This is a genomic window from Thermoactinomyces sp. CICC 10522, assembly GCF_016055075.1.
In the GTDB taxonomy this organism is placed as follows: Bacteria; Bacillota; Bacilli; order Thermoactinomycetales; family Thermoactinomycetaceae; genus Thermoactinomyces_A; species Thermoactinomyces_A daqus.
Window position 1 is genome coordinate 1 of sequence record NZ_JAECVY010000029.1, and the last position, 14,112, is coordinate 14,112.

General features: G+C 40.2%; 8 protein-coding genes and 1 pseudogene. 5 read left to right on the forward strand and 4 right to left on the reverse strand.

Translation table 11 applies throughout. The features are described from left to right. Window positions 1-109 precede the first annotated feature (109 nt). Window positions 110-3,070, reverse strand: coding sequence for a Tn3 family transposase (locus tag I8U18_RS16830; protein WP_198065108.1), 2,961 nt, complete (start codon window positions 3,068-3,070; stop codon window positions 110-112). Between the two features lie 365 nt (window positions 3,071-3,435). On the opposite strand from I8U18_RS16830, the gene I8U18_RS16835 reads away from it, so the two are divergent. Then, window positions 3,436-4,326 (forward strand): YitT family protein, encoded by an 891-nt coding sequence (locus I8U18_RS16835; protein WP_198065109.1) that lies wholly within the window; start codon window positions 3,436-3,438, stop codon window positions 4,324-4,326. 265 nt (window positions 4,327-4,591) lie between these two features. Here the strand turns inward: I8U18_RS16835 and I8U18_RS16840 are convergent, their stop codons facing one another. The 3 genes and pseudogenes from I8U18_RS16840 to I8U18_RS16850 all read right to left on the reverse strand — a co-directional run. Then, the gene (locus I8U18_RS16840) at window positions 4,592-4,852 is read right to left on the reverse strand and encodes a hypothetical protein (protein WP_198065110.1); all 261 of its coding nucleotides are present in this window, start codon (window positions 4,850-4,852) and stop codon (window positions 4,592-4,594) included. Between the two features lie 132 nt (window positions 4,853-4,984). Next, window positions 4,985-5,176, reverse strand: a complete 192-nt coding sequence (locus I8U18_RS16845; RefSeq protein WP_198065111.1) for a hypothetical protein — start codon at window positions 5,174-5,176, stop codon at window positions 4,985-4,987. A 1,023-nt stretch (window positions 5,177-6,199) separates the two neighbouring features. Then, window positions 6,200-6,634 (reverse strand): annotated as a pseudogene (locus tag I8U18_RS16850) (recombinase family protein); the annotation flags it as partial. 345 nt (window positions 6,635-6,979) lie between these two features. On the opposite strand from I8U18_RS16850, the gene asnB reads away from it, so the two are divergent. The 4 genes from asnB to I8U18_RS16870 all read left to right on the forward strand — a co-directional run bounded on the left by asnB (window position 6,980) and on the right by I8U18_RS16870 (window position 13,734). Beyond that, complete coding sequence (gene asnB / locus I8U18_RS16855; protein WP_198065112.1) at window positions 6,980-8,812, forward strand: asparagine synthase (glutamine-hydrolyzing); 1,833 nt, start codon at window positions 6,980-6,982, stop codon at window positions 8,810-8,812. Between the two features lie 1,769 nt (window positions 8,813-10,581). Then, entirely contained in the window at window positions 10,582-11,082 is a 501-nt protein-coding gene (locus I8U18_RS16860) for a hypothetical protein (RefSeq protein ID WP_198065113.1), read from the forward strand. Next, complete coding sequence (locus tag I8U18_RS16865) at window positions 11,075-11,437, forward strand: helix-turn-helix domain-containing protein (protein ID WP_198065114.1); 363 nt, start codon at window positions 11,075-11,077, stop codon at window positions 11,435-11,437. The genes I8U18_RS16860 and I8U18_RS16865 overlap by 8 nt, the downstream gene beginning before the upstream one ends. 2,102 nt (window positions 11,438-13,539) lie before the next feature. Beyond that, a complete protein-coding gene (locus tag I8U18_RS16870) occupies window positions 13,540-13,734 on the forward strand; it encodes a hypothetical protein (RefSeq protein WP_198065115.1) in 195 nt (64 codons plus the stop codon). Window positions 13,735-14,112: the final 378 nt, after the last annotated feature.

Below are 14,112 nucleotides of genomic sequence, written 5' to 3' on the forward strand. Positions count from 1 at the left end.
AGGAGCTTATGGAGGCTCTTCAGAGTCTGAGTGACAAAACGCCGGGATGGGTCAATTTTAAACCGGCTGAAGTGGGTTAATTTAATTCCGGCGTTGACATTTACCAATGTTAGGCGCTGATGTTTCGAAGAGTCAATCGTTGATTCATATTCAATTGGAATGTACCATAGGGGTTTACGTGGGCATAAATAAGGGGAGTAAGTGAACGGAAATCCTCTGGTTGAAGCTTCTTTAAAATCCATTGATCATTTTCTAACAGTACTTCTTGAATCATCAATGTATTGATAAAGACTAAGCAATTTTGAAGAAGATGCAAGGATAAAACAGCAATTTCTTGGTCTTCAATTTGGTTTGTTTGTATCTCTCCACCTTTACCATAAAAGATGAAACTGTTGGCGGAGTTCCAATTTTCGACCACATTTAACCCCTCATGGATCTCTCTTCGTATCTCCTCAGAATGAAGGTACTCGCATAAAAAAATGGTCTTAATGGCCTTTCCTAATTCTCCTAGGGCACGGTAAGTAGGGTGGCTGCTATTACGGGTAAATCGTTTCAGGATCGCTTCTGTTTCCGCTGTACCAAGACGTAAGGCAGTAGCATATTTAATCATTTGATCATACTGCTGGCGGATAAGATCCCAATTGATTGGCCGGGTTAAAACAGGATTTAAATTAGGATATAGATCACCTAATCCTAAATCGGGTCGGTATAGCTTTTGCGAATGAATGGCCTTAAATCGTGGCATAAGCTGAAAGCCCAGCAAGTGGCAAAATGCAAATGCAATTTCACTTTGACCATGTGTGTCTACGTAGTTTTTTTCGATCTCCATTTCAGTGCAGTGGCGAAGTAAACCCTCCATCATGGCTGCAACTTCTGAAGATGAGCAAGATTTAAGCTGTGAATAGATACAGGTTGAGTTCTTTTCTACATGCCAGTAAATCATTACTCCACGGCCGCGATAACGAATATGCCATTCGGTCATCAAATTTTGGTCCCAAGCTCCAAACTTTTTGCTATCCGAGGCACAAGCCGTTGTTCCTTCGCCCCAAATATCTTGGATACGATAATGTAGTATGGCATTAACGACTTGAGAGATGGCTTGCCTCAAATTTTCTTTATGAATGAATTTGCGCCTTATGTACAATAAATCCTTATAATTTTCTCCGTGATCGCCTGCGGATACACGTTTTAAACCCGTATTGGTTCCTAATCCGTACAGACAAAGAATGAGACTTTTTCGAATAGTTTCCCGGTCTAGGACTTCACGGTTCCCTAACGTTTTAAATTGTTCAGTGAAATTAATCTGAAGATCCGTCTCTTTTAAAATATCGAGTAAGCTGGTCATAGGCCACTTTTTCATGATTTCAGCTTTTATCATTGTAATATGCTTGGGCTCGGGTTGAGCATCCAACGGAGTTACCGAAATCCATCCAGAGCCTTTTGATAAGATTCGCACCTTTTGATTTTGGCGTAATCCTCTATCCAATCTTTCAAGAGCCGTATGCATTTTCTGTTTTAGTTCTTCGATAAACATATCTGCTTCTAAAGGCTTTTTTAATGCTTTATAATGCTCGGTGCGGCGTAGATCAAAATCCGAGGGGAGGTCTTCTTCCGGATTTCGGTAACGATTTGCCCCAACAACCCAGATTTCTTTGCACCTGAGCTTATCTCGCAATGCTTGTAACACACTGATTTCATAATTAATTCGATTAATACGATTTGCTTCTTTATCAATGACTGTATCTAGCCAAGAGGAACGGACAACCCCCTCAATCGGAATGTGGTCACTTTCAGCATAATAACGATGATTCGTATTGGCATACTTCTTTAACAGCTCCAACGCCTCGATAACTGGTTTATGAACATCATTATTTGATCGGAAATCCAGAACATCAAGAATTTCTGGAACCATCTTTCGATAGTGAGTTCCGTAGGAAGCTCGCATGACAGTATAAACCTTTTGACGAAAAGCCGGACCTGTGTGCTTCATTTCTTTCACAATATCACGCAATGTCTGTTCATTCACAACCGGATAAAGAACTTCTTTTATGATCCCATCTGGATACTCTAAGGCTTTTTCTGCCATTCGATATAGGAGATTGGTTTTTCCACTCACCTTTTTTAAATCATGGAGAATTTCTTTTTCTACTTTTCGTTCTGCCCGAGCACCGATTCGATGGACTATTTGAATGAGCAACTCTACCAAATTATAGGTAATTTCTCTACTCCGACTCCAAAAAAATGCTGCAAGCAATGTATAGCGAATATGGTTTGGATGACGTCGTAACTCTCGAATGTCCTCTGATATCGCTCTTTGTCTATATTTTTTTAGTACCTTCGACGGAAGATTGGAGAAAAGATTTTCGGGTAACTCCAGTTTTCGAATTGTACGTAGTTTCTTTATCTCCTGAAAAATGCTATCAAGTCCCACCCTCCCCGGATCAGCGACAAGTTCTCGAAAAGTTATTGGCATTTCTTCTTCACCTAGAGAACTCGAGTCATTTTCCTCTTCTGTCCAAAGATAGATGAGTCGATCCATTTGTCTCATGGACTGTTCTGTTATTTGTTCATAGGTCTTATGAAAGAATTCTTCTTCGTGCTGTCTTATGACTGAGCGTAAGAACCTTTCCATACGGCCCTGAGTAGGGGGCTCCAACTGCCGTTTGCGAAGTTCCATATAGACATGCTCTTTAACCCAAGACAAATCAGTGTCCTGATTCAAAACATTTTCTTTTAGCCATACTGCAATTTGATCCATATCTTCGATTGTACTCTTTCGGAATCCGAAATACTCACGTATTTGAGAGCGATGAGCTTTGGCGGATCTCCCATCAAAATTGTAGTTAATCAACAAATCATCTGGAACATTTACTTGTTTAGCAATATATTTAAGAACTGGATCAGGAATATCTTGTTTACTTTGAGGAAAATAACCTTGATCTTGGAAGAATTTGAATAACACTGCAAATCCTAATCGGTTTTCAGGCGTTTTATTTGATAGCAAATTCATTTCCATGGGCAAGAAAGTAAACCGCTCCACTAACTCTTCCACGTCCCATTTCTTTTTCATAAGCGTCTCCTTTGCATGAATTATTTTACACGAACATATTAACGGGTCTACGCTCATGAAAAAAAGCCCCAAAAAACAGGACTTCTAGTAAATGGAAGCTAGATTGCACCTAGTGACAGCTACGCTGGTATTACTCCTACTATGAGAGGCTTAAATTTTATTAATTCTGAAACGGTGACAAAACGAAATCTTCTTTTTTTAACTGAGGCAAGATAACCTTTAATGCTTTCACTGTTTGCAACTTGGTACTTGAAATAATACAATAACCATCACTGGCATGGATTTAAAACTGTTTACAGCAAGTATTTGTCTCATTGGTGTGATAGTAATGTTAGCGCCCAGAAGTTAAATAGGAGGTATTGTATGTGGGAACAGTTGCACCTGAAAACGATAAAATAGATCATCAAAAGCTGACAACAACAAAGATACTGAAGCGTGGAATCTTGATATTACTTGGTGCGGTGCTCGTAGCCGTTGGCTTGGAGATATTTTTAGTTCCTAACCAAGTCATTGACGGAGGAATCACTGGTATTTCCATTATGTTATCTCACTGTACTGGGCTAAGTTTAGGGGCTTTTTTATTTGTTCTAAACATGCCTTTTTTCTTTCTTGGTTACAAACAGATAGGGAAAACCTTTGCGATCTCTACCTTGTTTGGTGTCATCGTCATGTCAATCGGAACTATCTTACTACATCCAGTTCCCCCTTTAACAGACGATCCTTTATTGGCTGCTGTATTTGGCGGAATTATTCTTGGAATTGGTATCGGCTTAGTTATCAGATACGGTGGATCATTAGATGGAACAGAAATATTGGCCATCATGTTTAACAAAAAACTCCCTTTCTCTGTAGGACAAACCGTGATGTTCTTAAACATTTTCATTCTTGGAAGCGCAGGATTTGTGTTTGGCTGGGATCGTGCAATGTACTCGTTAATCGCCTATTTTATTGCTTTCAAAATGATTGATACGACGATTGAAGGATTTGACGAAACAAAATCCGTTTGGATCATTACCGATAAGCCGGAAAAGTTAGGGCAATGTATCTTAAACCGCTTAGGCCGCGGAGTAACGTATTTAAGTGGAGAAGGGGCATATACAGGGGACGATAAAAAAGTAATCTTTTGTGTAGTGACACGTTTAGAGGAGGCTAAGTTAAAGGCGATCGTTGAAGATATCGATCCTGAAGCATTCCTCGCAATTGCGAACATCCATGAAGTAAGAGGCGGAAGGTTTAAAAAGCGGGATATTCATTAAGATCGAATTAGTTAAACACAAAATGACTTGAGACAACCACTTTGCCTCAAGTCATTTTTCTATTTCTTGGGCAAATGCCCAAAATCGACGTTCGCTACCTTTACCAGAACAGCAAACTCTGTTCCCAGGAATAATGAAAGCTGCCCTTAGCATCGGGACAGCTTTTTTTCAATTCGTAAAAAACAGGCGTCTAGAAGCCTCACAGAGCGATGAAAAATCGTTCTGAATACTCTGGGTACCCCGAATATACCTCTCTATTACCCGATCATTTAATGAACTGCTTCAAAAAGAGACTTCCTATAAAGAAAAGATCCCCAAATATAATCATTGCAATACCTGTCCAAATCGAGGCGGCTTTCTCCTTTTTTGTTATCCAATCCATTAGGATCAGTGATAGAACAAAGCTTAAAGAGAATTCACGCCAATATTTATCGAGACCGGCTAATGAAACAAGAATGCCCTGAATCGGGATTACTGTTCCGAATAGTAAGATAAAAAGAGGGATCGATATCTTGATCTTTCGCATGATTTTTACCCCGCTAATTCCTTGGCTACAATTTATTCGCGAAAATACATGGTCGCTCTCCTTTTTTCTTTATTATCCCTTTTTTACGAAAATTGAAAGAGGCATGACGCCGCCCCTATTTTTTCGCTTCAATTAGACAATTTCTTTTTCTTTAATTAAGCCAAAATCGGTACGAAAGGTGCGTTGACCTGCATAGAGGAACATATTTTTAATTTCATAAGGTTTACCATTAACAAAAATGGGATCACCAATTTGTAAGTATTCAGGAGATTTAGGGGATTTGAATTCGAAGTCTAAAATGATTCTTGGTTTTCGTATCATCATTTGTTTATTCCTCCTCCATATTTTCTATATGACTTAATTTATATAGAGATATAAAATGAAGACCTCACTTTGGACTATTTGCGATTTTTTCATGTCTATCGGTTTTTATGCAACTGTTTTCATGATTAGTTCTTCCGAGAAATTCCAGAGCGCTCAGGTGGGCGGTCTCAGCCACGAATTCTGAATAATCTAGGTACGTCTATATAAATTCGAAAAAATCTATGAGCTTCTGTCTGGAAAAATTTTCAGATATGGCGAATCCTTGCCGTCTCCTAGACGGGTTCGCTGCGGTCTTTCTTGTATTACCGCAGCGTTAAGATAGAAGAGTTGTTTAGGGAGATCCTGAAATTCACCATTAGTATACCTTCTTTTACATATGAAAAATAAGTCGATTTTTTTAAGGAAGTAGTCATTAAATTTGTCGGTCCATAAATTCGTGCCAACTTACGAATAAATAAATGACGCCAAATCCCAACTGTTTCCCTGTAATAATTAAAGCTGCCCCCGACAAAAGAGCAGCTCTTTTTTACTCCTGAATGAATAATGCACAAAACATGAGACTATATAAAAGTATCGGGGAGCCCTAACATAGAGAAGAGCCATTCCCATGTGGCTCTTCTTTTTTATCAAAGGGACTGCTGGCTGTGGACATGGTTGTATATGGTCAGTTACCAACACAAAAAAACGCCAAACCGCTTCCTTAGCCAAGCGATTCTGCGTATGGTCTGGAAAGGTCTAGAAAGGTCTAGTCAGCGAAACGGAACGGATTACTTATAATATGCCCTAAGAATCGTGAAAATACACTGACAGGCTAAAGCAGAATAACGTAAGAAAAAAAGTTCATAATAAGCGTATATTCGGTTTATCCGAATTAAAACAGGCCCATATCTGCAGCAAAAAAGCCGTTCCATAGACGGCTTTTTTGCTGCCCGATCCGAAATTTCCTGAATAAATAGCTTGATTTTTTCTTCTGTTGGTAGGATTCTACCTATCCTTTAGTGGACGGCATACTATTCATAAATTAGCGATCGCAATGCCTTCCCTTTGTCGCTGTTTAATGTTCTCGCGTTCCCGTTCAGCCATGAACGCCAGCACCTGAAGGACCAGATCGCTCACAAAAGAACCAAGCGTGTCCTTATGCTTTGTCGTGTCCAGGAGCGGCATGTCAATCACCCGGATGTCCGCACCTATCTCTTGGGTGATCTCTTCCCATTCACGCTTAATCTCTCGGGAATTACGGCCAAACCGGTCGATTGACTTGATATAAAGAATATCGCCTTTTCGTAAGAAACGTTTAAGGGCCTGATAATTGGTACGGTCGAAGTCTTTCCCGGACTCCTTATTAATGAATATGTCGCGCTCTTCGATGCCGAGTGCCAGCATTTCCTCCATTTGTCGGTCAATGTTCTGATCCTTGGAACTCACCCGAATGTATCCAAAAAGCCCATGCCTATAAATAAATATAGGCACAAGTGCCGTACGGCCTGAGATAATGGCAAAGGGCAGCTTTCATTATCTCAAAAAATTGGCCCCTAAAGAAGAATCGTAGAGTAACAAAAACCAATATATCCTCTGATTTTAAAATAACCTTATAAACGAAAGAATTTAAAATCATTTGTCGGTAATGTTACCTTTAGAATATACCTTCTTCACCTCAAAAGTCTGTTTTTTATCTGAGTAGTTTACAGTAATCTTCAGTAAAAAATAACAGAAGAGTATTACATTTTATGATAAAATAATATTGGATAATATTTAGACAACCTAAATTATAGACATTCTAAATAATAAAAGGAGAGATTGTCTATGTGTGGAATCGCCGGCTGGATCGATTGGGAACAGGATTTACGAGCAAAAGAGGAAATCATAGAAAAAATGACAGAAACACTGTATTGGCGTGGCCCAGACAAACAGGGGATTTGGGTATCCGAGCGGGCTTTGTTGGGACATCGACGCTTGATTGTCATCGACCGCGATGGTGGCGCGCAACCGATGGTTTTTGAACATCCGGACGGAAAAATCGTCTTAACCTATAATGGTGAAATCTACAATTTTCAGGAACTCCGCAAAGAGTTAGAAGGATTGGGGCATCATTTCGCCACCCGCTCCGATACAGAAGTGGTTTTACGGTCCTATTTGGAGTGGGGGGCAGAGATGGCCAAGCGTTTAAATGGAATTTTCGCGTTTGCGGTTTGGGATGAACGAGTGCAAGAACTATTGCTGGTGCGTGACCATTTGGGCGTAAAACCCCTGTTCTATCTCAAAAAAGGGGAGAGTATCCTGTTTGCATCAGAAATGAAAGCGATTTTAGCGCATCCGGATGTAAAAGCAAAAGTAGGGATTGAAGGTTTGACTGAATTGATGTTAGGAATGATCCGTACTCCCGGGCATGGGATTTATGAAGGAATTCGTGAAGTGTTGCCGGGGCATCTGATTCGCTTCAGACGAAACGGAAGTTGGGAACACACTTATTGGCAGTTAGAGAGTCATCCCCATCTAGATAATTTGCCGACAACCGTTACAAAATTGAGGGAACTGCTTTATGATATCGTGAAGCGGCAGTTAGTGGCGGATCAACCTGTTGTCTCGCTATTGTCCGGTGGATTGGATTCAAGCGGTCTGGCTGCTATCGCCGCTCAAGAGTACCGAAATCAAGGCAAGGAACCGCTCCGTACCTTTTCGGTCGACTTTGAGAACAGTGAACAAGATTTCAAAGCGAATGAATTCCATCTGAGTTTGGATACACCATGGGTTCGTCGTGTTTCTGAACATGCTAAGACTGAGCATCAAATTGTAGTACTGAATGACCGACAATTGCTTGATAATCTGGAAATCAATTATCGGGCTCATGATCTCCCAGCGATGGGGAATATGGGAACCTCCTTATACCTGCTGTTTAAGGAGATGAAAAAATCAGCCACCGTTTCTCTTTCAGGTGAATCCGCGGATGAAGTATTTGGAGGTTATGCTTGGTTCCATAAAAAAGAGATTTGGGAAGCGAATACCTTTCCATGGATGGTCTTTTTGCAAAACGACAAACAAAACCACCTTTTGTCTCCTGAACTGACCGAAAAGCTGAATCCCTATGAATATGTAGAGGAGCGGTACCAAGAAGCGATTGCCCGGGTGCCACGGTTGCATGGGGAAGATGAAACCAATGCACGCATGCGGGAAATCTTCTATTTGCACTTGAAATACTTCCTAACCATGCTGTTGGAACGAAAAGATCGCATGAGCATGGCAACCGGACTGGAAGTGCGTGTGCCTTTTTGTGATCACCGTCTGGTCGAATATGTGTGGAATATCCCCTGGGAGATGAAATGTGTCGATGAAATCGAGAAAGGAATTCTTCGCCGGGCTTTTGCTGAAGTGTTACCACAGGATGTGCTTTATCGACGCAAGAATCCCTATCCCGCGACATATAGCCCAGTATATAGCAGAGCACTACGGAAACGGCTTCTGTCGATCATAGATGATAAAACATCCCCCTTGGTGCCATTAATCGATCGAAGCAAACTAAAGGAAATCGTTCAAGGAATGACGACAAACCCCATTACTTATCCGAATATTACCATGCTTGAACGTTTCATTTTGCTAGACGCCTGGCTGAGGGAGTACAACGTGCAAATCTGCTTGTGATCAGTGAAAATTCATCCAATGAAGGGATTTTTGTGATTGGAGAAAGGTACTGTGAGGACGAAAATTAGTATCGTAAAAGAAATGAGGACGTCCTTTTTGGGTGTCCTCATTTCTTTTATACGAGGCTAACGGTACGTGCGCAAAATCATGCACATAAAATAAAAAAAGGAAAGACAGATTCTAACTATCTTCCTTTTAGCTCGATAACATTTCGCAAACATTGACCCAAAAAATGTCCCAGTGGTCATTATAGAATAGCATGGGGGGGTATTTCAACAATCAAAAGCGGAAGTATTTGGGGATATCGCCTGATTAAAACGTATTAATTTTCGATTGCTGGGCCAAAATGCCAAATAGCACGCGATTTCATATTTGTTCCCCAGTAGCCGCCAAGTGCGGCTTTTTTCATGGAGTAATGAGTAATTGACTGCCTACTCATAGGATATACTGGATAAGGCAAAGCTTCCTTCTAACATCACCCTCTCGTGGTGATGCTTTTTTATGTTGATGTCCTGATGTTTTCACTCATGATGTCATTACCCGGACATAAAATTGCTTCACCTTTCGAATAAATAATTGATGCCAACCAAATCCTGTTTCCCCAGGAACAAATAAAGCTACCCGATTCGGGTAGCATCTTTTATATGGTTCAAAACAGGGGTCTAGGAGCGCCGTAGAGCGATGAAAAATCGTTCCGAATACTCCGGGTACCCCCAGATGAGATAGGGTATAAAATCGAAAAAATCTAATTTGGCAAATCGATCAGTTCACATATGTAAGGTTATGAAGGTCTATAATAGGGAAATCATTGATTTTTTTGACTAATCGAGCTATGTATGTTATCATAATTTTATGTTCATTAAAGCTCAGACCTCGTATTTATCTACAAACCCCCCTCATTTTAGGGATTTTGAGGTTTGTAGATAACGGAGTTATGCGGGTTTTGAGCATCGAGAATCCCCAAAAGCCAGAAACGACGGAGGTTCCATTGAATCCATTTTGGAATTAGAACTTTTGCTCCACCGCAATTTCAAAGGCGAATTTACCGATCAGAAGAGTTACAGTTTGATTGAATCCATTTTGGAATTAGAAGAACCTCCGCTGACTTATTCAGTGGAGGTTTTCTTGTGTTTGAAGCGGCGAAAAAGAGGTAGAAGAAGCATGCACTGGAATATAAAAGCTGCCCTTTGTGTCGGGGTAGCTCTTTTACATTCGTAAAAACAAGGGTCTAGAAGCCTTTCTAAGCGGCGAAAATTTATTTCTGATACTCTAGGTACCCCCCAATGAAACAGGGCATATAAATCGAAAAATCTAAATGCTCCTGTACTTGTGGAAAATGTGAAAAACCTGTGGAAAAAGTATGGATTTATTTTTTATTACTCTCCCTGTTGTGATAAAATGAATACCGATCCATCGTTGAAAAACTGTTCTCTGACCGCTCCACCGTAAACGGGGCGGTTATTTTATTTTTATCAGAGGTGTCGGGTAGGGCAACCTCCTTTTGGAGCCGTTTCCCCTAATAACAGGGGTCTAGGAGCGCTGTAGAACGACGAAAAATCGTTCCTAATACTCTGGGTACCCCCGCTGATTATAACTCTAATTCCTCACAACCCCTAGAAGAAGGAATTAAACAAGATAAAACTAAGTGATTAAAAAAGCAGTTGTTGTTCCAGACAAAAATTCATTACGGTATATTTCCCTGTAAAGGAGGGAATATAATAAAATAATCATAAGTTTTCTGGCATCTTATGATTGTTTTGTTATATAATATGAGTAAAGTAAAATTTGTTTACGTTCGTCGAGAAGACGGATCTCAACCAGCATTAGAATTTATTGCAAGTATCGTTCAAAAAGCAAGGCAAGGCCACCCCTATTTCAACCAAATGGTGATTGAAATCAGAAACGGGATCAAAGCAATTGAAAAAGCGGGGATTCCACCGTGGAATTTAATTAATGAGCAACCGTTTTATGTAGAAACGCCAACTGGTATCTCTGTTAAGTTCGAGTTGTTAAAACGACTTGAATACAACTTTCCGCTTGTGGAATTCCGGGTTAATGTAGGTTCCTATCCAAAAGGCTATGCCTTTCGAATGGTGTTATTTACGCACTATTACCAAGGAACGGAATATGTCTTTGTTACCAACGCCATGATTAAAAGGCAAACATCGTCTGTGAAATTTGATGAAATGGTTAAAGAAGCAACTGAAATATATAAAGATTTCCGGCAAAACCCGAACAAATATTATCGAATGGGGGATTCATATGAGTAATCCAAAAAATCATGAGGAGCTCATGGAGCTATTGGAAAGTGTGCCGGGTGTTAAAGAAGCTGTATATAGTTTTTCGCGTATGATGGGGAGAGCTATTTTTGCTCGCCGTATCGAACTGGGTTTAACTCAAAAAGAACTGGCTCAACGTGTCCAAGAAGAAACAGGACAACCAATGCATCAGTCCGTTATTTCTCGTATCGAAGGTGGATCAATTGGTATCACTTCTCATACCTATGACCGTATTTTACGTGTTTTAGGTATGAAGGATATTGAAATAATTTTTGATACCCCAAAAGAAACAGGCGCAACTCTTGAAACTTCTTCTCTCCCTCGTGTTGCAAACGACTATCGTTAATCTGGTTCATCGTGCATTTTATATGCAAAAAACCTACATTTCGTACGTTGAGAGTACAGGATGTAGGTTTGCTTTTTATTATCTCCCTTAAAAACGAGCAAGGGGCCTACCCTTGGGTAAATGACCCCAAAATCGACGGATCGATCCTCCCTTTTAGCCTATTCCCATGTTAAAAACATTTTAGGTCAAAGTTATCGATTACGCGCAAAAATGAAGGGAGGAGTTTATGGAGCTCCTTTGGGATCTGCGGGGTGAGTAAATCAAGTGAGTCAATTTAATCCAACGTTGACATTTGTAAATTAAGATCTATGAAAAACCGCTGCGGTCTTTCTTGCGACACCGCAGCGTTAAGATAGAAGAGTTGTTTAGGGAGATCCTGAAATTCACCCTTAGTATACCTTCTTTTACATATGAAAAATAAGTCGATTTTTTTAAGGAAGTAGGTATTAAATTTGTCGGTCCATAAATTCGTGCCATCTTTCGTAAAAACAGGGGTCTAGTCGTAGAGCGATGAAAAATCGTTCCGAATACCCTAGGTACCCCAAAATGAAATAGGGCATATAAATCGAAAAATCTAAATTGCTCCTGTACTTGTGGAAAGTGTGAAAAATCCGTGGAAAAAGAGAGAATTTCTTTTTCATTAACTTGGGCGATTCATCAATCCTTTAGGTTGTTTTTACACCAACTAGTTATTTAAACCGACTAGTTGGTGTATATTTATTTTAAACATTCCCTGTGTTACAATCAATACGTAAATTAAAAAATTTCAAAAAAATAGAGGATATTACATGAAACAACAAGAGATGACGGAACTGACAATTCAAAAGGTGGTAGATGCTGGAATTGGTAAAAACAGGGGTCTAAGAGGCTCGTAGAGTGATGAAAAATCGTTCTGAATACCCTAGGTACCCCCGAAATGAAATAGAGCATATAAATCGAAAAAATCTAAATGCTCCTGTACTTGTGGAAAGTGTGAAAAATCTGTGGAAAAAGTGGGAATTTCTTTTTCACTCGCAACTTCACGACTTACCTAATCAAGGGTTTCCGTCGTAGTCTCCGTGGTTGGCCGGAGCCATCAGTTTTCTCATCGCTTTATTTCCGAATACCCGCTACGAGATCATGCAGTTTGGCCAATGGCTCAGCTTTATCAGCTATGTCTTTATTATCGCGTTTCCTGCCTTTCTGCTAATGGTTTCGCTCCTGAGAAAGCGGAAGGAAGAGGGGGTGAACATATCATCTGCCCAAGAAATGGGAAATAGGGCCTTCCGGTTCCGTAAAAACCACCTGAAAAGTTCCTATAATGACCGGAGTCGGAACTTATCCTTTGGTTTTTTAGAACCAAGCGGCGGAAAAGGTGGATCACCTTTGTCATAAATTCGTGCCATCTTACGAATAAATCAATGTGTGCCAGAACTGTTCTCCGGAATAATAAAAGCTGCCCTTGCGTCGGGGACAGCTTTTTTTACTTCTGAATGAATAATGCACAAAACATAAGACCATTATAGCCCATAGGCATACAAAGAAGATCCACATGAGAGTGGCTCTGAGCTTGATAACAAACTCCTGGCTCTTTTCTTAACCATTTTGGCCTGTGTTAATTGATCTTCCATTTTAAGGCTGAGGGAACTTACCTTCAGCCTACTTTATGTGCAGACCTTACTACCGAAGATGATGAAATTGTATGATCCTAATTCAAGCCATGAATTCAGGGTTTTGGGCTGTAATTTGAGGAAAACGACCTAGTTTCCATGCAGAAAGAACGGTAATACGATACATCATGTAACCGTTCTTAAAAAGGAGTGGATTGTATGGAACACATAAAGCCTCCTGTGTACCCAATGATCCCTACGTACCCAATGCCTCCTAGGTATCCGATATTTCACCATCCAACACATCACCACTACCAACCGTTGTACAAAGCATACCAACACAGCAAAAGAGCCACTAAGATATTAAAACATATTCTTTGGCATAGATGGCATCACTGGGATCACTGGGACAGTTCCTCGAGCAGTTCTCATTGGCGGGAAAGTAGTTCAAGTGGTTCCTCTAGCGGTTTTCATTGGAGAGACAGTAGCTCCTAAGAAAATGAGGTGAGAAAAATGGATTTGCATCCTTATTATCCGTACACCATTTCAATTCGTCGTGAAGAAAGGAAAAAGCCTGAGCACATGGAGCAGATTATAACAAAACATATGAGCATTGCAGAAGAAATTCAACGAAGGATATCCAGTATTGACGAAAGATTTGAACGAATAGAAAAAATGGTACAGGAAAGAATGAGGCGGAATCCCTAAATCGGGGTCCCGACAGAAAAACGCGTTGTTTCAAGATATTTTATTCTTTGAAAAAACGAAGGTTACAAAAATAGCTGCCTGAATCAAAATCACTCCTGTTATCAACTTTTCCCTGAAACATAGAGTTGCCTATTCTCGACCTAGGGTGTCGAGGGCTACCCTTGATTTGCTCTTAGGAGCACTTTCAAATGAATAATGTATTAAAAGAAGCTTCATAATACCCGTATTAGCCGATCTAAAATTCATTGCCCAACAAAGAAGAGCCATCCTTTGGGTGGTTGAGGCTGATGACAAACCCCTGGCTCTTTTCATGAGAAAAGGGCTAGGGGTTGTATATTTCAGGGGAATAAACAGATAAAGGAAATTTAATATGCAGTA